Raw genomic sequence first — 24,761 nt, forward strand, 5'->3', positions numbered from 1 at the left:
ACGCCGGCGGCACCGGGCGGTCGATCCCGGCGTGAGCGTCGTCTCAGGGATCTCTCAGGTGCGGAAAGTAGGCTCACGGTCATGAAGCGTGTGGCCGCGCTGGTTGCGGCACTCGCCCTCATCGGGGTGACGACGTGGCTGGTGTGGCCGTCGGCTCCTGCGGTGCGGGGCCAGGACCAGAGAATAACCGTCGTCGACGGACCCGCCGACGATCAACGGGTCGATCTCGATACGACCTTCTTCCCGCCGCCGGACGGCAGGAAGGCCCCGGCCGTACTGATCGCCCACGGTTTCGGCGGCAGCAAGCAGAGCGTACGGGAGCAGGCGATCCGGGTCGCCCAGCAGGGCTACGCCGTGCTGACCTGGTCGGCGCGCGGCTTCGGCCGTTCGACCGGCGAGATCGCGCTCAACTCGCCGGACTACGAGGTCAAGGACGTCAAGCAGCTGATCGACTGGCTGGCCAAGCGTCCGGAGGTCCAGCTCGACGCCACGGGCGACCCGCGCGTGGGCATCGCGGGCGGCTCGTACGGCGGCGCCATCGCGCTGATGACGGCGGCCTTCGACCACCGGGTCGACGCGATCGTGCCCCAGATCACGTGGTCCGACCTGGCCGACGCGCTCTTCCCCAACGCGGCCACCCAGACCGCCCAGCCCGCCACCATCGGCCAGAACGCCGCGAGCGGCGTCTTCAAGCGCATGTGGGCGGGCATCTTCTTCGGCCAGGGCGTATCCCTGGACACCTTCGCATTACAGGGGCAGCGGCAGGCCGCCGGGCCGTTGACCGCCGAGCAGGCGCGGTGCGGCAGGTTCCTGCCCGCCATCTGTGACATCTACCAGCAGGTCGCCAAGGACGGCCGGGCCACGCCCGAGGCCGTCTCCATCCTGCGCAAGTCGAGCCCGATCACCGTGGCCGGCCAGATCAAGGCGCCGACCCTGCTCATCCAGGGCCAGCGCGACTCGCTGTTCCCGCTGAGCCACGCCGACGCCACCGCCAAGGCGATCGCCGCGACGGGCACCCCGGTGAGCCTGGCCTGGTTCGACGGCGGGCACGACGGCGGCAACGGCGAGGCGGACTGGGTGTCCGAGGAGTCCACGGCCTGGTTCGCCCGCTACCTGAAGGGCGACAAATCGGCTCCGGCGGTGAGCCCGTTCACGGTCACTCGTGACGGCGGCCGTGACCCCGGCACCCGCCAGCGCATCCGCCTGCACCCGGAGGCCGGCTCCTACCCCGGCCTGGCGGGCACCGACACCACCACCGTGCAGCTGAACGGCCCCGAGCAGAACATCGTCAACCCGCCTGGCGGCGCGCCCGCCTCGATCTCGACGGTGCCCGGCGTCGGCGGCCTGCTGAGCGGCGGCGGCCAGGGCAACACCGGCGTGTCGATCGACATGCCGGGCCAGAGCGCCGCGTTCGAGTCCCGCCCGCTCACCGGCCCGCTCCAGCTCACCGGCAGCTCCACGGCCAAGATCAGGGTGTCGGGCGAGGGTGAGGCGACGCTGTTCGCCAAGCTGTACGACGTGGCCGACGGCACCCAGTTGCCGATCTTGCCCGCCGGGCTGGTGGCGCCGATCAGGGTGACGATCCCCGATGGGGCGGGCAGCGCGGAGGCCACGGTCACCCTGCCCGCCGTCGACTACCGCTTCGCCGCGGGCCACCGGCTCCGCCTGGTCGTGACCACGACGGACATGGGTTTCGCGACCCCTGCCACGCCGGCCGCGCACCAGGTCTCGCTGGCCTCCCCCGCCCTGGCCGTCCCGACGGTCCGCACGCTCGCGGCTCCCCCGACCGGGGTGGCGTGGTGGGTGTGGGCCATGCCGCTGGCCGCCGTGGTCATCGCCGGCGTCCTGCTGGCCACGGGCCGCCGTACCCCGTCCCGCGCCCTGGCAGCCCGCGGCCCCGCAGGGAACGGCCAGTCGCCCGCCACGCCCGGCCCCGCTCTCAACGGCGAGTCGCACGACACGCCCACTCCCGCTCTCAACGGCGAGTCCCACGACGTGCCCGCCACCTCGGGTCACCCGTCCTCGCCGGAGCAGCCAGGCCGGACCGGCGACAAGGACGTCCCGCTGGAGATCAGCGGGCTGACCAAGGCGTACAGGAACGGGGAGCTGGCCGTCGACGGGCTGTCGTTCCGGGTCGAGCAGGGCCAGGTCCTGGGCCTGCTCGGGCCGAACGGCGCGGGCAAGACGACCACGATGCGCATGATGATGGGCCTCATCCAGCCGGACGGGGGCGAGATCCGGATCTTCGGTGACCTCGTCACACCCGGGGCGCCCGTGCTGTCCAGGCTCGGGTCGTTCGTCGAAGGACCGGGGTTCCTGCCGCACCTGTCCGGGCGGGACAACATCGAGCTGTACTGGGCCGCCACCGGCCGGCCGGCCGCCGACGCGCACTTCGACGAGGCGCTGGAGATCGCCGGCCTGGGCAAGGCCCTGGAGCGGGCGGTACGCACGTACTCCCAGGGCATGCGCCAGCGGCTCGCCATCGCCCAGGCCATGCTCGGGCTGCCGGACCTGCTGGTGCTCGACGAACCCACGAACGGGCTCGACCCACCCCAGATCCGGGAGATGCGCGAGGTGCTCAAACGCTACGCGCGCGAAGGCCGTACCGTGATCGTCTCCAGCCACATGCTGGCCGAGGTGGAGCAGACCTGCAGCCACGTCGTGGTCATGCACCGGGGACGGCTGGTCTCCACCGGCCCGGTGTCGCGGCTGCTCACCTCGGCCGCCGTCACCACGAACGGGCACGGACCGCGCCTGGAAGACGTGTTCCTCGACCTCATCGGAGACAAGCCATGACCGCCGCCACGGACCACGCGGCCCACCCCGGCGCAACGGGCTACGCGGCCCGCCGCACGCTGCCGCTGCGCGTGGAGATCGTCCGGCAGTTCAAGCGACGGCGGACGATGGTCATGTTCGGGCTGCTGCTGGCGCTGCCGTGGATCCTGGTGATCGCGTTCCAGTTCGGGCCGCAGTCCAGCGGGCAGGGGCAGTCGTCGCTGCGCATCTCGGACCTGGCGACGGCCGGCGGCCTGAACTTCGCCGCGTTCGCCCTGTCGGTGTCGGCCAGCTTCCTGCTGGTGGTGGCGGTGGCGCTGTTCTGCGGCGACACCGTGGCCAGCGAGGCCAACTGGTCGTCACTGCGCTACCTGCTGGCGGCGCCGGTTCCCCGCGACCGGTTGCTGCGGCAGAAGCTGATCGTGGCGCTGGGCTACTCCGCCGCGGCGGTGATCTGCCTGCCGCTGATGGCGCTGCTCGCGGGCACGCTGGCGTTCGGCTGGAACGACATCCAGGTGCCCGGCACGGGAGAGACGATCCCGGCGCTGGACGTGCTGCCGCGCTTCGGCATCGTCATCGGGTACGCCCTGGTCAGCCAGCTCGTGGTCGCCGCGCTCGCCTTTCTCGTCTCCACCATGACCGACTCCCCGCTGGGCGCGGTGGGCGGGGCGGTCGGCCTCTGGATCGTCTCCAACATCCTGCAGGCCGTGGAGGCGCTCGGGGGGCTGCGCGAGTTCCTGCCCACGTTCTGGAACAACGCCTGGCTCGACGCCCTGGCGCCGGAGCTGGACTGGAGCGGCATGGCCAAGGGGGCCTCGGTGTCGATCACGTACGCGGCCATCCTCATCGCGGTCGCGTTCCGCCGATTCCGCCGCAAGGACGTGGTGAGCTAGGCCCAGTCGAACGCCTTGGTCACGGCCTTCTTCCAGCCCGCGTACGCCTCCTCCCGGCGCTCCTCGCTCCATGTGGGCTCCCACCGGCGGTCCTCCGCCCAGTGCGCCCGCAGCTCCGAGGCGTCCTTCCAGTACCCGACGGCGAGCCCGGCCGCGTAGGCGGCCCCGAGCGCTGTGGTCTCGGCGACGACCGGGCGGCTGACCGGCACGCCGAGGATGTCGGACTGGAACTGCATGCACAGGTCGTTGGCGGTGACCCCGCCGTCGACCTTGAGCACGTCCAGGACGACCCCTGAGTCCCGCTGCATCGCCTCCACCACGTCGCGGCTCTGGTAACAGATCGCCTCCAGCGTGGCCCTGGCGAGGTGGGCGTCGTTGTTGTAGCGCGACAGGCCGACGATGGCGCCGCGGGCGTCGGCACGCCAGTACGGGGCGAACAGGCCGGAGAACGCCGGTACGAAATACACCCCGCCGGAGTCCTCCACCTGCCGGGCCAGGGCTTCGCTCTGGGGCGCGGAGGTGATCAGGTGGAGCTGGTCGCGCAGCCACTGCACCGCCGAGCCGGTCACCGCGATCGACCCTTCGAGCGCGAACACGGCGGGCTGGTCGCTGAACTTGTAGGCCACCGTGGTCAGCAGGCCGCTCTGCGAGCTCACGCGGGCGGTGCCGGTGTTGAGCAGCAGGAAGTTCCCGGTGCCGTAGGTGTTCTTGGCCTCGCCGGGCGAGAAGCAGACCTGGCCGACCGTTGCCGCCTGCTGGTCGCCGAGGATCGCGCTGATCGGCACCTCGCCGCCGACCGGCCCGTACGGGATCGTGGTCCCGTACGCGGCGGGGTCGGCGGACGGCCGGATCTCGGGCAGCATCGCCCGCGGGACCCCGAAGAACGACAGCAACTCGTCGTCCCAGTCCAGCCTCTGCAGGTCCATGAGCATCGTACGGCTGGCGTTGGTCACGTCCGTGATGTGCACGCCGCCGTTGACACCACCCGTGAGGTGCCACAGGGTCCACGTGTCGGTGTTGCCGAACACGGCCTCGCCGCGCTCCGCCGCCTCGCGGACGCCGTCCACGTTCTCCAGGATCCACTGGATCTTGCCGCCGGAGAAGTACGCCTCGGGCCGCAGCCCCGTCCTGTCGCGGATGACGTCCCCGCGGCCGTCCCGCTCCAGCGCGGCGGCGATCCGGTCGGTACGGGTGTCCTGCCACACGATCGCGTTGTGGTACGGGCGGCCGGTGCGCCGGCTCCATACGACGGTGGTCTCACGCTGGTTCGTCAGGCCCAGCGCGGCGAGGTCCTTGGCGTGCAGCCCGGCGCGCTGGAGCGTGGTCTGGATCACGGCGGCGGTACGGGTCCAGATCTCGATCGGGTTGTGCTCCACCCAGCCCGCCCTCGGCAGGATCTGCTGGTGCTCGAGCTGGAACTTGGCGATTTCCGCGCCGTCGTGATCGAAGATCATGAAGCGGGTGCTGGTGGTGCCCTGGTCGACGGCCCCCACGAACTCGGGCATGGAGCTCTCCTCTCACTCGTCCATCGGGGTGACGATGCCGAGTTCCTCACTCGGCGGGAGGAACCGGGCGATGCCCACCTGATAGAGACCGGCCCCTATGACCCCGCCCACCAGCGGGCCCACGATCGGCACCCAGAAGTACAGGTCGCCGTGCTGGTCTCGCCATGCGCTGCCGTATCCGGTGATGAAGCTCGCCAGGCGCGGCCCGAAGTCGCGCGCCGGGTTGATCGCGTAGCCCGCGTCGGCGCCGAAGGCCATGCCGATCCCGACGATGAGCAGCCCGATGACGACGGGCCCCAGGTTGGCGCTGGGCGCCATGTTGGCGGTGTCGGACACGGCGAAGATGACGAACAGTAGGATCGCGGTGCCGATGATCTGGTCGCGCAACCCGCCCCACTGGCTCACCGGCAGGCTGCCGTTGCCGGGCAGGGTCGAGAAGACGCCCTGGGTCTTGATCGTGTGCCCGGGGTCCACCATGCTCAGGACCTCGGTGTAGTTCCAGCGCACGATGAGCGCCGCGATGAACGCCCCCGCCGTCTGAGCCAGCGCGTACGGGACGACCTTGCGCCACCTGAACCCGCGGAAGACCGCGAACCCCACCGTGACCGCCGGGTTGAGGTGCGCGCCCGTGGTCCGGCCCGCCACGTAGACGCCGAGCGCGACCCCGATCCCCCACGCCCAGGCGATGCTGTCGTGGTCACCGAGCTCGGCGGCGACCACCTGCGCGACCACGCCCACGCCGAACAGGATGAGCACCATGGTCCCGGCGAACTCCGCGATCAGTTCGCCGGCCAGCCCCATCCGGTTGAGACGCTCGGCCACCGGTCCTCCTTGCGCACGTGATCGTTGTGTGCCATTCCCGATCCCCGGGAAGGCATACTGATCGTGCGCTAAGCGTCACGCAAAGTGACGCACGAAGGTCACCAGGCTCGTTCCCGGGCCGTTGTAATCGGGGATGGGCTCGCCGGCCTCGAACCCCATGCGGCGGTGGAACGCGATGGACGTCTGGTTGACGGGTGCGGTGATGGCTTTCACGACCTGCCGGTCGTGCCGGCGGGCCAGCTCGAAGAAGCGCTCGTACATGGTGCGGGCGAGGCCGCCGTGCCTGGCGTCGGGCGAGACGCCGACGAAGTGGATGTACGCCTCGTCGGGCACGGACGGGGACAGGAAGCCGATCAGGAAGCCCGCCATGCCCGCCGGGCCCTCCGCGATCAGGCTCGTCCGGTGGAAGTGGTCGAGGAAGAGCCTGGGCAGGGCCGGCAGGACCGGGCGGCCCCACCAGTCGTCCACGACGGCGGCTATGGCGTCGTAGTCGGCGGGCGTCGCGGTGCGCAGGCGGTGGTCGGTGGTCTGTGTCACCGGAGACCTAGGACCAGTGTGGGGGCTTGTTGTCCAGGTAGAACGCGTCCGCGTCGTCCTCGCGCCAGTCGCCCCAGCCCTCGTCCGTGTCGTCCGCCGTCTGCTCCGGTAGAAAATCTGTCACGCCCGACATGCTACCGGGGCATACAAACCTGCACCCGGCGTCTCATGAGGTCGAAAGACAGGCGAGACCTGCGGCGGTACGATGCGAGAGCAGGTGTCGCCTACCCCCCGTGAGGCTGCCCATGGCCACCCCGACAGGCTGGCGGCGAGAAGGCAATCTGCCGGCGGAGCTGACCAGCTTCATAGGCCGGACACGTCTCCTCGCCACGCTCAAACGGCACCTCAACGAGTCCCGTCTGGTGACCGTGACGGGCATCGGGGGCGTCGGCAAGTCGCGTACGGTGTTGCGGCTGGCGCACCAGGTGCGCGGACAGTATCCCGACGGCGTCTGGTTCGCCGACCTCGGGCGGCTGCAGGACGCGGGCATGGTCAAGCACACCATCGTCTCCGCGCTCGGCATCGCCGACCAGTCCTCGCGAGCAGAGTCCGAGTCGCTCGCGGAGTGGGTCGGCGAGCGCGACATGCTGCTCATCATCGACACCTGCGAGCACCTGCTGCAGGGATGTGCCGAGCTGGTGCAGGAGCTGCTGGAGGCCGCGCCCAATCTGAAGGTGCTGGCCACCAGCAGGCAGTCGTTGCACCTGCCTTTCGAGCACGTGATGCCGGTGCCGCCCCTCCTGGTGCCCGGCGACGATCCGGCGGAAAACCTGTTCACCAACGAGTCGGTCAAGTTGTTCGCTGCCCGGGCCAGCGCCAGCGTGCCCGACTTCACGCTCGACGAGGACAACATCGGCACCGTCGCCGAGCTGTGCCGGCGGCTCGACGGCATCCCGCTGGCGATCGAGCTGGCCGCCGTACGGCTGCGGGCGCTGTCCGTGGAGCAGATCCTCGGGCTGCTGACCGATCGGTTCAGCCTGCTGGCCGGCGCGAGCCGCACGGCCCTGCCCAGACACCAGACGCTGCGCGCGGCCATCGGCTGGAGTCACGAGCTGTGCGAGCCGGCCGAGCGGCTGCTGTGGGCGCGGCTGTCGGTGTTCGCGGGCGACTTCGAGCTGGACGCGGCCCGGTTCGTCTGCTCCGACGGGCGCCTGTCCGCCGAGCGCATCACCGACCTCATCGGGGACCTCGTCGAGAAGTCCATCCTGCTGACCAAGAGCAACGACGCCGGAATGCGCTACAAGCTGATCGACACCCTCGCCGAGTACGGCGAGGAGTGGCTCGACAAGCTCGGCCAGGCCGAGCAGGTGCGCCGGCGGCATCTGGAGTACTACTTGAGCCTGGCCCAGCGCGGTGAGGATGCGTGGTCGGGCCCGAGGCAGATCTACTGGTTCGTCCGCATGCGCCAGGAGCACGACAACGTCCGGCTCGCGCTCGAATACGCGCTGAAGACGCCGGGCAAGCAGCCGCTGGCTCTGACGCTGCTGTCGTCGCTCTGGTTCATGTGGGTCTGCTGCGGGTTCGCCCGCGAGGGGCGCCTCTACCTGGAGCGGGCGCTGGAAGCCAACCCCGGCCCGAGCAAGGAGCGGTGCAAGGCGCTCTGGGTGCTCGCCTACGTACGCAACTCCCAGGGAGACAGCGTCGGAGGGCAGACGGCGGCGGAAACGTGCAGCTCCGAGGCCGTCCAGGTGGGCGACTCCCGGGCGGTGATCCTGGCCTCCAAGATGCAGGGCACGGCGGCGATGCTCCAAGGCGACATGCAGAAGGCCAGCGCGCTGCTGGGTGTGGCGATCGAGTTCAACACCGACAACAAGGAGCTCAACCCCGGCCTGCTGCCCGCCATCGTCGAGCTGGCCATCGTGCTGACCGCGCAGGGGGAGTTCTACGAGGCCGAGTCTCTGCTGCAGGACTGCCTGCTGGTGTGCAGGGAGCGGGGCGAGCTCTGGCTGAGCTCGCACGCGCAGTGGGCGCTGGCGGGCACCAGGCTCGCGACCAACCGGCCCGAGGAGGCGCTGCAGAGCCTCAGGGAGGGGCTGCGGATCAAGCTGCACTTCCACGACACCCTCGGCACCCTGCTGGCGCTGGAGTCCTCGGCGCGGATCTTCGTGGCCCTGGACCGGCTCCCGCAGGCCGCCCTGCTGCTGGGGGCGCTGCAGCGAAACTGGAGATCGGCCGGCCTGCCGCAGTTGGGCGCGCCGTTCCTGTCCGATGACCACAACGCGTGCATCAGAGAGTGCGTGCGGCGAATGGGTGAGCTCGCCTACAAGAACGCCTTCGAGGAGGGCGCCAGGTTCGACCTTGAGGAGGCGTCCTCGCTCGCGCTGGGCGAGCTGGACGCCCTCAAGGACAGCTGACAGGGGGCCTCAGACGGCCTGCGGCCAGAGGGTGTCGTCCGGCCAGGCGTGCACGAAGCGTGCGCTGCCGAACGAGAATTCGATGTGGCCGCGGACCCAGTGTTCGAGACCGCGCACGTAGTTGAGCACCGGCGGCGGAGCCCACCTCTCCATCGCCGCACGCCGGTCGACGAACGCGGCGATCGCCTCGTCGTGCATGCGGGCGACCTCGAGCAGCGCGTCCTGAAGGGAGAGCGACTTGTGGGTGGCCAGCACGGTCACGAGGTTGTGCCGGGCCTTGTCGGTGCGGCGCTCCTTGGCGTACGAGAGCAGGTCGTTGTCCCAGCCGACGAGGTCGCACGCCAGGTCGGAGAGCGCGCGCACGTCGGGGTGATACCAGTCCTCGGTCTCGATCCGGTAGCCGCCGCCGATGTCGATGAGGGCGAAGCAGGTGTACGTGGCGCCGGTGGTGCGGCGCATCAGAAGATAGTCCGCGGGGGTCGGGATCAGATCGACCTCGCGGTTCGCCGCCTCCCAGATCTGGGCGAATAAGTACTCCTTCACCGCGCTCCGCCATCGGTCCAGCTGTTCGGGAGTGGCCATCGCGGAGATGCGGTCCAGGAGCCCCTTGAGGGCGAGGCCGAACGCGTCGCCGGGCTCGGGGTCCCTGTCCCCGTCGAGGCCCTCCAGGAGTGACGGCAGCGCGCGGGCGACCGCGGCGGCCCGATGCCCCGTGAGCTCGCTCTCGCAGAACCCGTCGTCGAAGGCCCAGAGCCAGAAGTACCAGTCAGTGATCAGCCGGAGGCTGTCGCGCGGCACGGTCGGGTTGGTCCGTGCGGGCAGGAGGCCGAGTTCCGAGCGACTGAAGTGGTCGATGGAGTCGGCGCTGGGAAGCATGTTCGAGGCGGCCACCCATGCGTGACTCTCTGCAGTGACCTCCGCGGCATGAACGTTGATCTCGTTGGGGAACGGACATGGCAGCGGAGGGATGTGGAGCGGTCGCCTATCGAAGGGGTGCGCAGATTTAGCCACATCCCCCAGCATGACTACAGACCGCTCGTAAGGCCATACTCGACAACTTCGATACCTTAAAAGCTTATTTCATATTATGAATCACTATGCCGAGAACCATTGGATAAACTGCTCATTTGCGAACATTCGCGCCGTGTCCAAAGCCGACGGCGTACCCGCGTTCGGGTCGGCGCCCGCGTCCAGCAGCGCTCTGACCACAGCGGATTCCTTCTTGAAGACCGCACCCGCGAGCGGTGCCTGCCCGCGGTCGTTGACCCGGTTGGGGTCGGCTCCGCACGTGACCAGCATGCCCACGGTCTCAGCGTGACCATAACAAGCCGCCAGCATCAGCAAAGTGTCACCCTTGCCGTTGGTCAGGTCGACCGGCACCCCTGCCTCGACATACGCGCGCAGCGTCTCGGTGTCACCCGCCCTGGCCAGGTCGAACATCCTGGTGGCGAACTCTTCGAGCTCCGGGTCCCCGTCCATGCGCCCCATTGTGCCTCGATAGGGTGCCCTGCACGGAATCGTTCCGGCCCTCTGGACGCGGAATCGTTCTGACCCGCCGTAGGTTCTGGAGATGAGTACCTAGGGAAAGGCTGTCCAACCGTGATCGACCCGACGGATCTCTACAAGCTCGCAGACGACGCGCCCGAGCTGCCCGATCCGGTGCTGTTGTACCACTTCGACGGTTTTGTCGACGCGGGCGGCGCCGGACGTCTCGCGCTGGGCCACGTGCTGGCCGAGCTGGAGCACCGGGTCGTGGCGACGTTCGACGTGGACCGGCTGCTCGACTACCGGTCTCGCCGGCCCATCATGACCTTTGACACCGACCGCTGGGTCGAGTACGAGAGCCCGGAAATGGCCGTTTATGTTGCGAAAGACTCGACAGGGACGCAGTTCCTGGTGATGAACGGGCCCGAGCCTGACCGGGAGTGGGAGCTGTTCACCAAGGCTGTGTCGGATCTGGTGGAGCGGCTGCGCGTGAGCAAACTGGTGACGCTGCACGGCGTCCCCATGGCGGTCCCCCACACCCGGCCGCTCGGCATCACGATGCACGCCAGCCGGCCCGAGCTGATCAACTCCCAGACGAGCGCGTTCGGGCGCGTCCAGGTGCCGGGGAGCGTGGCGGCGCTACTGGAGCTGCGGCTGGGGGCGCAGGGGCACGACGCGCTGGGGTACGCGGTCCACGTGCCGCACTACCTGTCGCAGGCCGAATACCCGACCGCCGCCGTGACCGCTCTCGAAGCCGTGACGAGGGGGACGGGGCTGGTGTTCCCGATGGACCCGCTGCGCGACGCGGCCCGCCGTACGATGACGGAGATCGAGGAGCAGATCAGCGCCTCCACCGAGCTGTCTACGGCGATCAAGGGGCTTGAGCAGCAGTACGACGCCTTCGCGGCCGGCGCCGAGCGCGAGAACCTCATGGCCGAGAGCACCCCGATGCCCACCGGCGACGAACTCGCCGCCCAGTTCGAGCGCTTCCTCGCCGAGCGCGACGAGGACTGACCCAATCCAAAACCCCATATTTTACGGTGGCCCGGCCTGGCACCACCCGCCGCACATGGCCGGGCTCTGTCCAGGGTGACGCTCACCAGGTGTGCGTGGCTGGGCGCCGTAACGGCGCCCCCTGGGCCGTCTGGGTGGTGCCTTCGTGGCCGGATGCCGTCATGTCTGAATACGGGACGGCTCTGGATCCCTGGCAGCGGTGACCAGGTCCCATCACTCCCCTGGACGGTGCCCTTGTGACCGTCCAGAGGGCCATGTCGCGACGGACGCCTCGCGACAGCACACCTTCCCAGCGCCACATGGGGCGGGACTGGTGGCGTGGGCGGCCTGGGGGATCTTCGGGGGTGGGCAGGGATAGCCTGGGGAAATGAGTGAGATCCGGGTCGGGCTGGTCGGCTATGGCACCGCCGGGGCGTACTTTCACGCCCCCCTCATCCACGCCACCCCAGGCCTCTCCCTGGCCGCCGTGGTGACCAGGAACCCCGCCCGGCAGGCCGAAGTGGCCGGGAAGTACGGCGCGAGCCCTGTGGCCGACGTGGAGGAGCTGTGGGGCCTGTGCGATCTCGTCGTGGTCGCCTCGCCCAACAAGACCCACGTGGCCACCGCCACATCCGCGCTCACCCACGGCCTGCCCGTCGTCGTGGACAAGCCGCTGGCCCGGACCGCCGAGGAGGGGCGCGAGCTGCTGCGGCTGGCCAAGGAGCGCGGGCTCATGCTGACCGTGTTCCAGAACCGGCGGTGGGACGGCGACTTCCGGACCGTGCGAAAGCTGGTCGAGGAGGAGCGGCTGGGTGAGGTGCTGCGGTTCGAGTCGAGGTTCGAGCGCTGGCGGCCGGTGCCCAAGGGCGGCTGGCGGGAGACCGGGGGCGCGGAGGAGATCGGCGGGCTGCTCTACGACCTGGGCAGCCACCTCGTCGACCAGGCCCTGCAGCTGCTCGGGCCCGTCCGGGAGGTCTACTGCGAGAGCGACGTGCGGCGCGAGGGGGTGGCCTCCGACGACGACACGTTCATCGCGCTGACGCATGCGAGCGGGGCTCGGTCCCACTTGTGGATGAGCTCGGTGGCCGCCTTTCGAGGGCCCCGGTTCCGGGTGCTGGGGTCTTCCGCGGGGTTCGAGAAGTACGGGATGGACCTGCAGGAGGAGCGGCTGCGGGCGGGCATGACGCCCGACTCGCCCGAGTTCGGCGAGGATGACGAGGGAAGCTGGGGGATGCTCGGCACGGAGGACGCCCATCGTGCCGTGCGGACCGAGCCGGGCGCGTACCTGGACTTCTACCAGGGTGTGGTGGCGGCGCTGCGCGAGGGCGCGCCACCACCCGTTGACCCGGCGAGCGTGATCGACACGCTGACCGTCATCGAGGCCGCCCACCTCTCGGCCACCCAGCGCATGGTCGCCCACCTGACCTGACGCACCCACCGACCGGCTCTCGACGTACGCAGCACGCCGAGAGGCGGGCCGATGAGCGTCGCGCCGCGGACCTGCCGCCACGCAGCCCCGCGGCCATCCAGCACCTCACCCGCGAGGCCGCCCGGGGCAGCGTGCCGGAGCGCGACGCACGTCGGCGGTCGCCCGGCGGTGGCCGATCGCGCGGAAAGCGCACGGTGGTCAAGCGCGCAGGCGACCGCGTGCCGCTGTCAGTCGCGCAGGCGGGCGCGCATCGCGGTCGTGTCGGCGTCCGTCCAGCCGTGCCGGGTCAGCCACCCCATCGGCCCGCCGAACCGGTCGTCGAGCACCCCGAGGAACTGCTCGATGTACCGGGCGCGAGGCATGTGGTCGTCGGCCGGCCGCGAGTCCAGGTCGCCCCGGTACGTCTCGCTGCTCCGCAACCGCTTGAGGATCAGCTCCAGCCGCTCCCCCGTGGCCGCGTAGTCCTCGACGATCGCCTCCCGGGTCGTCCCGGCTACCTCCAGGGCCAGCGCCGACAGCACGCCGGTGCGGTCCTTGCCGGCCGCGCAGTGCACCAGCGCCGCCCCGTCGTCCAGCGACATCGCGCGCAGCGCCGCGACCACGGCGTCCGGACGGTCGCGCAGGTAGCCGAAGTAGAAGCCGGTCACCCGCAGTTCCTCGTCCAGACCGCGTTCGGCCCAGGGCAGCACCCGGTCGCCGTCGATGGTGTCGGCCTCGACGTCGGTGTGCGTGCCGCCCTCCGCGAACAACGTCAGATGGTGGTGCCGCACCTCGGGCACCTGCGTGAGCGGCCCGGGGCCCTCCAACGAGACCTCGGCGTTCGAGCGGAGGTCCACGACATGTCGCAGGTTCAGCTCGTGCACCAAGTGGGTCACGTCAGCAGGCGTGAGGCCCTGCAGATTGTCGGCGCGGAAGATCCGCCCGCGACGGGTGCGGCCACCGTCGCGAGTGGGCAGTCCGCCCAGGTCACGCGCGTTGACCGCGCCTTCCAGGTCTATCCACCTCGTCATCTCGTCCATCATTGCGACCCTATATGTCCGCCAAATATGAGCGAATTCGAGGTTCATAACGCAGCATGAACGTATGGATCCACGAGCTCTGCCTCCACGGCTGGTGATCGATCCATCGCTGCCCCCGGAGATCTTGGCCGAGCTGCGGTCGAGCCCGCACGTCCTCCGCAAGGCTCGATCGGGTGCGCGCATGGACACCACGAAAAACCCCGCCATGCTCTTCGTGCTGCCCGCCTTCATAGCGGTGCTCGCCCTGGTGGCCGACCTGCCGGCCATGCTGGTCGCGGGCATCGGAGTCGGCGTGATGGTCCTGATCCGGTGGATAGCGGTGGACAGCTCATATCGCGCGACCAGGCGAAAGCTTGAACTCGCCCGAGTCCATGCCAACCACTACATCCTGCCGGAGGACCTGGACCACCCCTGCCAGATGCTGCTGCGCAGGGCACAGAACGCGGTCGATGCGATCATGGGCTCCCGCGTCCACAGGGACGGCCTGATCGACAGCATCGACAACATGGTGTCGCTGCCCGAGGAGGTCTGGCAGATCGCCCAGCGGCTGCGGCGGCTGTCGTCCATGCACGCCGAGCACGGCAAGCTCGTCCCCCGCGAGCTGCCGTCCGGCCTGGAGGACGCGTTCAAGCCCTACTCCAGCGCGCTGGACGCCGCCTGGACGTCGCTGTCGCAGCGCGTACGCCACCTGGAGAAGTACGCCAAGCAGGTGATCAAGGCGGACAAGGTCTACCACGCCCACCGGCGGCTCGAGGCGCTGGCGGCCAAGACCCCCGAGTACCAGCAGCTGATCGCCGAGACCGTCCGGGACGAGCTGGCACACCAGCGCATCAGGGAGCTGGCCGATCAGGCGGCGCACGTGCGCAAGCTGTTCGAGGAGAGCATCCTCCAGGCGAGGCAGGCGGCGGGCGAGCTGATCAGGTCTCCCCTCACCTGAAGGTCAGGGCGCGGCGCGTCTGAGGAGTTCCAGGGTCCGGCGCATGCCGGCCTCGTTGCCGAGGCTGCGGTAGATCTCCCTGGCCTGCTCCAGCGGCTCCACCGCGGCCCCGCGCCCTCCCGCGTCCAGGTGAGCCTCCCCGAGGTAACGCAGGCTCCTGGCCATCCACCACCGGTCCTCGAGCTCCTCGAAGCCCTGCACGGCCCGCCGCAGCTCCTGTTCCGACTCCTCGATCCGTCCCAGCCTCGCCAGCGCCCGCCCGGCCGACACGGCGGTCCTGGCCACTCCCCACGAGTCGCCCAGCGCCACCAGGATCCTCTCGGCCCGCCGTACGTACTCGAGCTCGCGCAGCCCGTTGTCCGGGTCGCCCACCTCGCCGGCGGCCCGCAGGCAGCGTGCCTCCTCCCACCGCTCCCCGCGCTGCTTGAACATCTCGGCGGCCCGGTCGAGGCTGAACCCGGCCCTGGTGAACAGGTTGGCGGCCAGCCGGTGGTCGCCCGCCTGGTGCTCGCCGCGCGCCTGCGCGGCCAGCACCTCGCCGTAGACGCGCAGCGTCTGGGCCTCCGAGTAGCGGTTGCCCTCCCGCTTGAAGATCTCCAGGGCGTCTTCCAGCAGCTCCCTGGCCTCGTCGGGACGGCGTTCCGCCATGCGCATCTCGGCCAGGTTGCGCTGGGTGCGGGCCATCCACCACAGGTCGTCCTCGCCCTTGAACGCGGTGATGGCCCCGATGAGGTAGTCCTGTGCCCGGTCCAGGTGGCCGTCGCTGAACAGCGTCATCCCGATCGTGCGCATGGCCCTGGCCGCCCACCACGACTCCCCCAGTTCGGTGAACGTCTCCAGGGCCCGCTCCGCCTCCTCCAGAGCCCGCTCCCGCAGGCCCAGGCCGCCGTGCACGGAGGCGCTGTCGAGCAGCGCGATGGCCAGCGCGCGGCGGTCGCCGGCCTGCTCGGCCGCTTCGCAGCCGATCTCCGCCATGGCCACCCAGTCGGCCCAGTACGCGCGCAGCGAGTGGCACAACGAGCAGAAAGCCCGGGCCAGCCCCCACGTCAGCTCCCACAGCTGGAGCTGGCGGGCCAAGTGGATCATCGCGATCAACGACAGCCGCTCGGCGTTGAGCCAGTCGGCGGCGCGGACCTGCCCGTCGCTGGTGGAGCGGCGGCCGCCCCTCCTCCAGTCCTGCGGCCATCGGTTCTGCGCGGCGTCCTCGGCGCGGCGGCGGTAGCCGTGGAGCACGCGTTCGATGGCGGCCCTGCGCCGCTCGGCCTCGTCCTGCTCGGCCAGCTCCGCGGCGAACACCCTGACCAGGTCGTGCAGGCGGTAACGCATCGTACTGGTCTGGTCTGTGCCCGAGCACTCGGCGAGCTGGGCGTCGATGAGGGCCTCGAGCTGGTCGGCGCCGTCGAGCCCGGAGATGTCGAGCAGCTCGCCGGCCACCCAGCCGGGCACGTCGGGCGCGGTGAGCGCGCTGAGCAGGCGCAGCAGGCGGCGCTGCATCCCCGTGCAGTCGTCGTAGCTCAGCTGTACGGAGGCGCGCACGCTCTTGTCGACCGTCGGGGCCACTTCGAGCTGGTCGAGGCGGCGGCGCGTGTCGGCCAGGCGGTTGGCCATCTCGCGCATGGTCCACTGCTCGCGGGTGGCCAGGCGGCCGCCACAGATGTTGATCGCCAGCGGCAGGTAGTCGCACATCTGTACGACCTCCTTGGCGGCCTCCAGGTCCTCGACGACCCGGGCGCCGCCCGCCAGCCGGGCCAGCAGCTCCACGCCGTGCGCCTCGCTGAACACGCCGAGCCGCGTGTCATGGGTGCCGTTCAGGAACAGCGGCGCGCGGGACGTGACCAGCACCGCGCAGCCGGGCTCGGCCGGGATCAGCGGTTTGACCTGGGCGGCGTCGTGGGCGTTGTCCAGGCCGATGAGGATCCTGCGGCCCTTGGTCCAGGTCAGCCAGAGCTTGCGTAACTCGTCGAGGCCGCCGGGGTCGGTGGTCAGGCGCACGTCCAGCGCGCGCAGGAACCCGATCAGCACCTCGTCGGGGCGGACCGGGGCGTCGACCCCGCCGCGCAGGTCGGCATAGAGCCTGCCGTCGGGGAACCAGCCGGACATCTCCTGCCCGAACCTGGTCATCAGCGCGGACTTGCCGACGCCGCCCCGGCCGTACACCGAGACCACGAGGGGCGGCGAGAGGTCGGAGGACTCCCTGCGGCCCGCGAAGACCTCGCGTAACTCGGCAAGCGATTCCGCGCGCCCGGTGAAGTGCTCGGGGACCGGCGGCCACTGGTCGGGCGCGAGCGAGGCGGACTCCGGAAGCGCCCGGCGTTTGGGCCCGCGCGGCTCGGTGGTGGCCCAGGTGGTCAGTCCCACGAGGGCGGCGGCCGCACCGGTCACAGCGATCTTGGCCACCGGCGGGATCTCCCACTCAATGGACGCCGTCAGCACGCTCGCCGCGGCCGCCGCCAGTCCCGCGGAGACCGGTGCGGCCCAGGAGACCCTTCTACGTCGCGGTCGCGGCTTGTCCGGCAACTCGCCTGTCAACGAACACCCCCTGGGGTGATTCAAACCGATGGGGTACGGCTTGCGCCAGCCGTACCCCATCGTTCATTCACTAGCCGATCACATGACAGGTGGCCGTCGCCGTCTTGGTGGGGTCGCTCTCCGAGGTGGCGGTGAGCTTCACCCTGGCCAGCCGGTCGCCGCCGGACTCGCGCACGGCGTTCACGGTGACCGGGGCCTGCTTGCCGAACGCGACGGAGGCCAGCGCGTTCGGGAGCTGGGCGGTCCAGCCCTTGCCCTGGACCTCGGCCTTGAGGCGGTAGACGTCGGAGTTCAGGTAGGCGCTGACGTCCTCCGGGTGCTGGCCCTGCGCCGGGGCCGTCTTGCCGGTGTTGAACAGCGGGAACTTGCAGGTGGAGATGCTCTTGCCGGTCGGCAGGCCGGCCGCGGGAAGCAGCTTGACGCCACGCTTCTGCGGGCCCGCGCCGTCGAGCGAGCGGATGGCGACCGTGTAGGAGAGGTGGCCGTCGCGGTCGCGCTTGACGTCGGTGATGTAGAAGTGCAGGCGGTTGGCCTGGTCGATGTACTCGTACTCGCTGCCGGAGTCGGTGCCGGCGTGGAAGAGGGCGTCGGAGAGCTGGCGGTAGTCACCGATCGTGATCGGCACCTTGGTCCCGTTGGGCATCACGTAGTCGGTCATGTTGATGTCCTGCGGGTTCGCGTCGATCACCCACTCGAACGGGGCCCGGTCCTGGTTCTTGGTCTTGGCCAGCAGGACACCGGCGTCAGGGGTGAACGAGTCGGTGCCCATGCGGTCCACGACCTCGACCGTGTAGTTGTCGTAGCCGCCGCCGTCGCAGAGCGGGTCGGCCTTGTCGCACGAGCTCTTGTCGCCATCGGTGTCGAAGGAGATGTTGACGCCGGCCAGCTCGTCCTTGCCCGGCTGGTCCACGCGGGCCAGGACCCTGGCGGTGACCAGGCCGGACTCGTCGAGCGCCGCGCGTGACAGGCGTAGGACGTTCTGCTCGTCCACCATCTCCAGCTTGATCTTGTTGCGGAGCATGTGCTGGGCGCCCATGGACGCGCCGGACGTGGGCGGTATCAGCCAGCGGGAGTGCGGGCCGCCCGGGCCGTTGAAGCTGCCGCGGCTGAGCATCTCCCAGATGCCGGTGTAGGCCCGTTTGGGCGGCACGGCGTACGGGTTGTTGTAGTTGTCGGCGACGCCCATGATGTGACTCAGCTCGTGCGCGTAGACGGCCATGCCGGAGCTCTCGGCCTGCACCGAGTCGACGCCGAAGCGGGCGTTCGGCCAGAAGGTGGAGCCGGCCTGCCACGAGGTCCAGTCGACGTAGCGGGTGGCCACCCAGTTGGGCAGCGCCGGGTCCGGCGGGCCCCACTCGTCCGGCACGTCCTCCTTGGTCGGGAACTTCATCATCCCGAACTCCTGCCAGGTGGACGACTCGTCCTGGCCGGCGCTCAGGTAGAAGACGAAGTCGAACTGCTTGGCCACCTCCTCGCCGACGGCGCCGATCCAGGCGGCGTTGCCCTCGGTACGCAGGTTCTTGTTGCAGGTGTCACCCGATGGGCAGCCGGTGCCCGCCTGGAACTCCATCGCGTACTCGTGGTCCTTGCCCGACAGCGTGTAGGGCCCGAACCCGGTCAGCTCCACCCCGTACCTGCCGCCCGAGTCCTCCATCCAGTACTCGTGGATGGTGTGACCCTTGTTGAGGGCGTTAGGGGTGTTGAGGAAGTCCTGGTAGAACTTGGCCACCTGGTCGCGCGGGATGTCGTGGGCCTCGGCGCTCGGGTTCGCGTAGATCGTCGAGCCCTTGGGCTGCGTCACCACGAACGGCTGGTTCGGGTAGTCGAGCAGCACGAGCGCGCCCTTGAAGGTACGCTTCGACCCCTTGACGGCGGGGTCGTTCCACTTGGTACCGGGCGGCTGTTTGTAGTCCGCCCACGTCATGTTGTCGGGGTTCTCCCAGTTCTGTGGGTCGATGGGCTTGATGCCGCCGGCCGGGCCGGTGCGCAGGGTCTGGGCGTCGGCGGGTGCGTCGAGCTGCCAGGGCTGCGTTTGCGGCCAGTGGTTCTGCCGCCAGGGGAACTCGGGGTCTGTGGGGGGTGCTGCGGAAGCAGGGGTCGCTATCAGGCTCACCGGGATCAGCACGATGGCCGCCAGCAATCCCTTCAGCAGCTTCTTCGGGGCAATCACGGATTGACGGTATAGACGTTATTGACAGAGATCAACGATCAGTTGCATGCAAATACGTGACGTGTAGCGTCTTATCCCGACATTTGATGAAATGTCCCCGTAAAGGGGTTGGCGTGGCTGGGCGGTCCGGACGAGCTCGCCGCCCCTCTCGACCGGCCTGCTACTGGAGAGCTGGCGGCGACCTTGAAGGCCTGCGGCGCGGGGAGTCGGCGTCCGCTCTAGGTGCACGCGCTTCCGCAGGTCGCGCCGGGTGACCCGTACAGGTGGCCCGGTCCTTGCGGCTGAGGCGACCGCGCGGGTGCCGGGACTCGGGCGCCCTGCAATCCTCCGAATGATACTTACGGATGGAATCGCATGATTTGTCCCTATTGCGTACTTGTCCTGGCTCACGTTTAATGCCCTGAGAGAAGATCCGACGGGAGATCCGATGCCGTCTGCGAAGCGTGCCGGTCCGGCTCTGGGCAGGCGCGCGCCCGCACCCGTCGTGGTCCATTCCGCCCCACTCGTGCTGCCCATCTGCACCGAGCCCATCCGTGACGGCGCGGTCGCGGTCAGGGGCGACCGCGTGGTCAAGGTGGGCCCGCGAGCTTCGGTGCTCTCGTCCCTTCCCGGCGCCTCCGAGGTGCGCTGGACCGGGATGATCGTGGCCGGGCTGGTGGACGCCTGCGCCGCCGCCCCCACTGCCGGCGCCGGGGTGACCGCACGGGCCGGCGTGGTGTCCGACCTGGCCGATCCGCCTGAGGTTCCCGGCATCTCGTACGTCAAGGTGACCAGCGAGAACGAGGAGGAGTGGGAGGCGTACGGGCGGGACGCGGTGATCACGGCGATTCGCGAGGTCGACCAGCCCTGCACGGTGGGGATCGCGGCGCACACGCGGGATCCGCAGGTGCTGGAGGACGTGGCGGTGCTGGCCAGGACGTTCGGGCTGCGACTGCTGGTGGATCTGGACCGGCACTCACCCGCGGCCCTGGACGAGGCGGGGGTGCTGGGACGGCTGTGCCACGTGGCGTGTGCCCGGCCCCTGGACCCTGGGGAACGCAAGCTGCTGCGGCTGCGCAAGACCGTGGTGGCTGTCCGCCCGTCGTCTGCCCCTGACGTACTGATGCTCCTCGACGAGGGCAACCCGGTCGCGCTGGCGACCGGCCCGGCCCCGAACGGCCCCGCCGTTCCTGCCGGCGCGGACGGTGCCGGCGGGCCGGCGCCTGCCGATCTGCTCGGTGTGGCCCGGGCCATCAGGCGGGACGCTCGTGAGCGCGGGCTGCGTACCCGAGGGCTGGACGGCAGGCTGGTTGAGGCGGCGACGCTGGGCGGGGCTCGTGCGCTGGGGATGGATCGGGGCAAGGGGCGGATCGGATCGCTGGCTCCCGGCACGCGGGCCGACTTCGCCGTCTTCGACGCCCGCGGCCGCTACCCGTACGCGGCGCTCCTGGCCCAGCCGCCCTGGCTCGGCACGGTCATCGGCGGCACGGTGACCACCCCACCCGCGGCCTGAACCCCCAACCGCCCCACCGACCCTTGCGTCGCCCGGCTGAGCGCCGAGCGCGCTGCGCCCCTCCCCGCCCCCACCAGACCAACCCCCGCCGGCCCGGCGCTCCCAGGGACCTGAGCGCGCGGAGAGACGCCGAGCGGGAGTCTCGTAGCCGGCGCGCGTCCAGAGCCCGCCATGCCCCGTACGGCGTGTGCGGTGCCCTAGCGGAATTGCTCCTCCACCAGGCCCAGCAAGTCCCGGAGCTGGTCGCGCTGCTCCTCCGTCAAGACGGCGAAGAGCTCCTGTCCCGCCTCGCGGCGGGCGTGGCGGGCGCGGTCGGCGAGGCGGCGGCCCTCCGGGGTGATCAGCACCAGCGTGGAGCGGCGGTTGGCGGGATCGACCTCCCGCCGCACGAGCCCCGCCGACTCCAGGGCGTCCACCACCGGGGTGAGCGAGCGGGGCACGATCCGCAGCTCGTCGGCCAGTTGCACCATGCGCAGCGGCTGCGAGGCGTCGGCGAGCACACGGAGGGCACGCGCCTGCCCGGGGTTGAGCCCGAGCGGCCCCAGCCGATGCACGTACCCATGCCGCAACCGCCGGCCCACCAGGTGCAAGAGCTCGGCGAGCTCCTTATCTGCCATGCCCGTAAGTTTAGCCGGAACAAATATGAGTTAACCTCTGTTTGAGTGGACATCTGAAAAGGAGGCACCACTTGGCAGAGGAACCACGCGCGCCGCTCGGGCGCATCATCAAACTGTTCCGCCCCTACCGGGGCCGCCTGGCCCTGGTGGGCGTCCTCATCCTTCTGTCGTCGCTGGTGGCGCTGGCCTCGCCGTTCCTGCTGCGCGAGGTGCTGGACACGGCGATCCCGGCCAGGGACGCCACCCTGCTCACGCTGCTGGCCCTGGGCATGATCGCGGTGGCGGTCACCACCAACGTGTTCGACGTGCTGCAGACGCTGGTCTCCACCACGGTGGGCCAGCGGGTGATGCACGACCTGCGCCTGGCCGTCTACAGTCACCTGCAGCGCATGTCGCTGGCGTTCTTCACCCGCACCAGGACCGGCGAGGTGCAGTCGCGCATCGCCAACGACATCGGCGGCATGCAGTCGGTCGTCACCTCGACCGCCGCCTCCCTCGTCTCCAACCTCACCACCGTGATCGCCACCGTCGTAGCCATGGTCGCCCTCGACTGGCGGCTGACGGTGATCTCGCTGCTGCTGATGCCGGTGTTCGTGTGGATCAGCCGCAACGTCGGCCAGGAGCGCAAGCGCATCACCGCCGAACAGCAGCGCAAGCTGGCCGGCATCGCGTCCATGGTCCAGGAGTCGCTGTCGATCAGCGGCATCCTGCTGGGCCGTACCATGGGCCGCTCCGGCGAGCTGACGGAGGGCTTCGGGCGGGCGTCCAGCGAGCTGGCCGACGTCGGCGTGCGGGTCAGCATGGCGGGGCGCTGGCGGCAGTCGTCGATCCAGCTCGTCATGGCCGCGATGCCCGCGCTGATCTACTGGGCCGTCGGCTACACCGGCACGATCTCGGTCGGCACGCTGGTGGCGTTCACGACGTTGCAGACCAGCCTGTTCCGGCCGATGGTCTCGCTGCTGCGGCTGGGCGTCGACGTTCAGAGCTCGCTGGCGCTGTTCGCGCGGATCTTCGAGTATCTGGACCTGCCGGTCGACATCCACCCGGGCACGCGGGAGCTGCGCGACGTCCGCGGCGAGGTCCGCTTCGAGGGCGTCGACTTCTCGTACGACGAGACCCCCACGCTCACCGGCGTGGACATCACCGTCCCCGCGGGCACCAGCCTGGCCGTCGTGGGCGAGACCGGCTCGGGCAAGACCACGCTCAGCTACCTGCTGCCCAGGCTCTACGACGTCATCGGCGGCCGGGTCACCATCGACGGGGTGGACGTGCGGGAGCTGACGTTCGAGACGCTGAGCGAGGCGGTCGGCGTGGTGTCACAGGAGACGTACCTGTTCCACGCCTCGATCGCGGACAACCTGCGCTTCGCCAAGCCGTCGGCCACGGACGAGGAGCTGGAGGCGGCGGCGCGGGCCGCGCGCATCCACGACCACATCGCCTCGCTGCCCGACGGCTACGACACCCTGGTGGGCGAGCGCGGCTACCGGTTCTCGGGCGGCGAGAAGCAGCGCCTGGCCATCGCGCGCACGCTGCTGCGCAACCCTCCGGTGCTGGTCCTCGACGAGGCCACCAGCGCGCTGGACACCCAGACCGAGCGGGCCGTGCAGGAGGCGCTCGACGCGCTGGCGCAGGGCCGTACGACCATCATGATCGCGCACCGCCTGTCCACGGTCCGCGACGCGGACCAGATCGTCGTGCTGGACGGCGGGAAGATCGTCGAGCGCGGCACACACGACGAGCTGATGGCGCGTGGCGGCCACTACGCGGCGCTGGTGAGCCGGGACGAACCGCTCGAGCTTGTTTAAACCTCAATCAGACGTGTCTTGCCTCACATTCCGGTCAGACCGGAATCCGCCTCCGAGATCACCGTGTTTGACCCCCCGGTGAATCTTCAAGGCTAGGACCGGTTTTGTCTCTCTCCTCCTCCACGTTCAGAGCTCTGCGGCACCACAATTACCGGCTCTGGGCGGGAGCTGACCTCGTCTCCGTGACCGGCACCTGGATGCAGGTGCTGGGTGTCAACTGGCTCATCCTGACGCTGACGGGCTCGGCGACCAGCGTCGGGCTGAGCCTCGTCATGCAGGCGCTGCCGACGCTGCTGCTCGGCATGTGGGGCGGCGCGCTGGCCGACCGGCTGCCCAGCCGGCCCGTCGTGATCGCCGCCCAGCTCGCCCAGTCCGCGCTGGCGGCCGTGCTGGCAGTGATCGCGTTCACGGGCGTGCAGTCCGTACTGCCGATATACGGCGTGGCGCTGGCCGGGGGCGTGATCACCGCGCTGGGCGGGCCCGCGCTCGGGCGGTTCGGCGCCGAGGTGGTGCCGCCCGGCGACCTGCCGAACGCGATGGCGCTCGGCTCCATCCTCAGCTCCGCAGGCCGCATCCTGGGCATGAGCCTGGCGGGCGTGCTGCTGCCGTTCACCGGGAACGAGGGGCTGTTCGTGATCAACGCCGCCAGCTTCTTCGTGGTGGTCGCGGCGGTGCTGGCCATGCGGCGGGAGGAGTTCCACCGGCTCGCGCCCGCCGAGCGGCAGCGGGGCTCGGTGCGCGAGGGTCTGGGGTACGTGCTGCGTACCCCGTGGCTGCTGGTCGTGCTGGCGCTCTGGTTCGTGTCGGGCAGCGTGGGACGCAACTACCAGGTCACCATGGCCGCCATGAGCGCCGGCCCCTTGGAGGCGGGCGCCGGCGGGTACGGCCTGCTGTCCACGGCCTTCGCCGTCGGCACCGTGCTCGGCGGCTTCCTGGCCGCCGCCAGGCCACAGCTGACGATCCGGCTGCTGCTGGTGACGGCGTTCGGGACCGGAGTGGCGCAGGCGGTGAGCGGGCTGATGCCGGAGCTGTGGACGTTCGGGGCCGTCCTGCTGCCGATCGCGGCCGGCGCGGTGGCTCTCGACACCACCGTCTCGGCGCGTGCGCAGCTCGACAGCCCCGAGGCCATGCGCGGCCGGGTCATCGCGGCGCTGTCCATCGTCAGCGCGGGATCGGGCGCGCTCGGCGGGCCGCTGCTCGGCTGGCTCAGCGACACGCTCGGGCCGCGGGTCGCGCTGGAGATCGGCGGCGTGTCCTGCGTGGCGGCCGCGCTCCTGGCGGCCGTCGGGCTGGCCAGGTTGTCCGGCCGGACCTTCATGCAGGCCGTACGGCTCCGCCCCCGTCTGGAGAACGCCTGACGGACTCACCGCCATCCGCCGCGTCCTCGAGCTGGAATGAC

The 24,761-nt window shown here is 70.2% G+C and carries 18 protein-coding genes; 9 read left to right on the plus strand and 9 right to left on the minus strand.

What is annotated here, in order from left to right; all coding sequences use genetic code 11:
* Positions 1 to 81 precede the first annotated feature (81 nt).
* The gene (locus ACQPWU_RS42330; RefSeq protein ID WP_433431297.1) at positions 82 to 2,796 is read left to right on the plus strand and encodes a CocE/NonD family hydrolase; all 2,715 of its coding nucleotides are present in this window, start codon (positions 82 to 84) and stop codon (positions 2,794 to 2,796) included.
* Positions 2,793 to 3,668 (plus strand): ABC transporter permease, encoded by an 876-nt coding sequence (locus ACQPWU_RS42335; protein WP_433431298.1) that lies wholly within the window; start codon positions 2,793 to 2,795, stop codon positions 3,666 to 3,668. The genes ACQPWU_RS42330 and ACQPWU_RS42335 overlap by 4 nt, the downstream gene beginning before the upstream one ends.
* On the opposite strand, the gene glpK is transcribed toward ACQPWU_RS42335, so the two are convergent.
* The 3 genes from glpK to ACQPWU_RS42350 form a co-directional block, all read right to left on the minus strand.
* Positions 3,665 to 5,173: a glycerol kinase GlpK gene (glpK, locus tag ACQPWU_RS42340; protein ID WP_433431299.1), complete on the minus strand. Its 1,509-nt coding sequence runs from the start codon at positions 5,171 to 5,173 to the stop codon at positions 3,665 to 3,667. The two genes, ACQPWU_RS42335 and glpK, sit on opposite strands and share 4 nt — an antisense overlap.
* A gap of 12 nt (positions 5,174 to 5,185) precedes the next feature.
* Positions 5,186 to 5,995, minus strand: a complete 810-nt coding sequence (locus ACQPWU_RS42345) for an MIP/aquaporin family protein (protein ID WP_433431300.1) — start codon at positions 5,993 to 5,995, stop codon at positions 5,186 to 5,188.
* Positions 5,996 to 6,070: 75 nt separating this feature from the next.
* Complete coding sequence (locus ACQPWU_RS42350) at positions 6,071 to 6,532, minus strand: N-acetyltransferase family protein (protein ID WP_433431301.1); 462 nt, start codon at positions 6,530 to 6,532, stop codon at positions 6,071 to 6,073.
* Between the two features lie 233 nt (positions 6,533 to 6,765).
* Here ACQPWU_RS42350 and ACQPWU_RS42355 point away from each other — a divergent pair, with 233 nt between their 5' ends.
* A complete protein-coding gene (locus ACQPWU_RS42355) occupies positions 6,766 to 8,886 on the plus strand; it encodes an ATP-binding protein (protein WP_433431302.1) in 2,121 nt (706 codons plus the stop codon).
* 9 nt (positions 8,887 to 8,895) lie between these two features.
* Here the strand turns inward: ACQPWU_RS42355 and ACQPWU_RS42360 are convergent, their stop codons facing one another.
* Entirely contained in the window at positions 8,896 to 9,762 is an 867-nt protein-coding gene (locus ACQPWU_RS42360) for a terpene synthase family protein (RefSeq protein WP_433431303.1), read from the minus strand.
* Between the two features lie 219 nt (positions 9,763 to 9,981).
* The gene (locus tag ACQPWU_RS42365) at positions 9,982 to 10,374 is read right to left on the minus strand and encodes an ankyrin repeat domain-containing protein (protein WP_433431304.1); all 393 of its coding nucleotides are present in this window, start codon (positions 10,372 to 10,374) and stop codon (positions 9,982 to 9,984) included.
* A gap of 111 nt (positions 10,375 to 10,485) precedes the next feature.
* Between ACQPWU_RS42365 and ACQPWU_RS42370 the strand changes: the two genes are divergently transcribed.
* Together ACQPWU_RS42370 and ACQPWU_RS42375 are read left to right on the plus strand one after the other, a co-directional pair.
* Entirely contained in the window at positions 10,486 to 11,385 is a 900-nt protein-coding gene (locus tag ACQPWU_RS42370) for a proteasome assembly chaperone family protein (RefSeq protein ID WP_433431305.1), read from the plus strand.
* 367 nt (positions 11,386 to 11,752) lie between these two features.
* The gene (locus ACQPWU_RS42375; protein WP_433431306.1) at positions 11,753 to 12,793 is read left to right on the plus strand and encodes a Gfo/Idh/MocA family oxidoreductase; all 1,041 of its coding nucleotides are present in this window, start codon (positions 11,753 to 11,755) and stop codon (positions 12,791 to 12,793) included.
* A 227-nt stretch (positions 12,794 to 13,020) separates the two neighbouring features.
* On the opposite strand, the gene ACQPWU_RS42380 is transcribed toward ACQPWU_RS42375, so the two are convergent.
* Entirely contained in the window at positions 13,021 to 13,803 is a 783-nt protein-coding gene (locus tag ACQPWU_RS42380; protein ID WP_433431307.1) for a tyrosine-protein phosphatase, read from the minus strand.
* 73 nt (positions 13,804 to 13,876) lie between these two features.
* Between ACQPWU_RS42380 and ACQPWU_RS42385 the strand changes: the two genes are divergently transcribed.
* Entirely contained in the window at positions 13,877 to 14,749 is an 873-nt protein-coding gene (locus tag ACQPWU_RS42385) for a hypothetical protein (RefSeq protein ID WP_433431308.1), read from the plus strand.
* A gap of 3 nt (positions 14,750 to 14,752) precedes the next feature.
* Here ACQPWU_RS42385 and ACQPWU_RS42390 read toward each other — a convergent pair whose 3' ends face one another.
* Together ACQPWU_RS42390 and ACQPWU_RS42395 are read right to left on the minus strand one after the other, a co-directional pair.
* Positions 14,753 to 17,278 (minus strand): ATP-binding protein, encoded by a 2,526-nt coding sequence (locus ACQPWU_RS42390; protein ID WP_433431309.1) that lies wholly within the window; start codon positions 17,276 to 17,278, stop codon positions 14,753 to 14,755.
* A gap of 70 nt (positions 17,279 to 17,348) precedes the next feature.
* Positions 17,349 to 19,448, minus strand: a complete 2,100-nt coding sequence (locus ACQPWU_RS42395) for a M6 family metalloprotease domain-containing protein (protein ID WP_433431310.1) — start codon at positions 19,446 to 19,448, stop codon at positions 17,349 to 17,351.
* Positions 19,449 to 19,875: 427 nt separating this feature from the next.
* On the opposite strand from ACQPWU_RS42395, the gene ACQPWU_RS42400 reads away from it, so the two are divergent.
* Positions 19,876 to 20,940 (plus strand): amidohydrolase family protein, encoded by a 1,065-nt coding sequence (locus ACQPWU_RS42400; RefSeq protein ID WP_433431311.1) that lies wholly within the window; start codon positions 19,876 to 19,878, stop codon positions 20,938 to 20,940.
* Positions 20,941 to 21,137: 197 nt separating this feature from the next.
* Here the strand turns inward: ACQPWU_RS42400 and ACQPWU_RS42405 are convergent, their stop codons facing one another.
* Positions 21,138 to 21,557 carry a MarR family winged helix-turn-helix transcriptional regulator gene (locus ACQPWU_RS42405; RefSeq protein WP_433431312.1) on the minus strand — a complete coding sequence of 140 codons (420 nt, stop codon included), beginning with the start codon at positions 21,555 to 21,557 and terminating at the stop codon, positions 21,138 to 21,140.
* Between the two features lie 71 nt (positions 21,558 to 21,628).
* Here ACQPWU_RS42405 and ACQPWU_RS42410 point away from each other — a divergent pair, with 71 nt between their 5' ends.
* A complete protein-coding gene (locus ACQPWU_RS42410) occupies positions 21,629 to 23,362 on the plus strand; it encodes an ABC transporter ATP-binding protein (RefSeq protein ID WP_433431313.1) in 1,734 nt (577 codons plus the stop codon).
* Between the two features lie 104 nt (positions 23,363 to 23,466).
* The gene (locus ACQPWU_RS42415; RefSeq protein WP_433431314.1) at positions 23,467 to 24,720 is read left to right on the plus strand and encodes an MFS transporter; all 1,254 of its coding nucleotides are present in this window, start codon (positions 23,467 to 23,469) and stop codon (positions 24,718 to 24,720) included.
* Positions 24,721 to 24,761 lie beyond the last annotated feature (41 nt).

The sequence above is a fragment of the Nonomuraea sp. CA-141351 genome (assembly GCF_050944675.1).
Taxonomy (GTDB): Bacteria; Actinomycetota; Actinomycetes; order Streptosporangiales; family Streptosporangiaceae; genus Nonomuraea.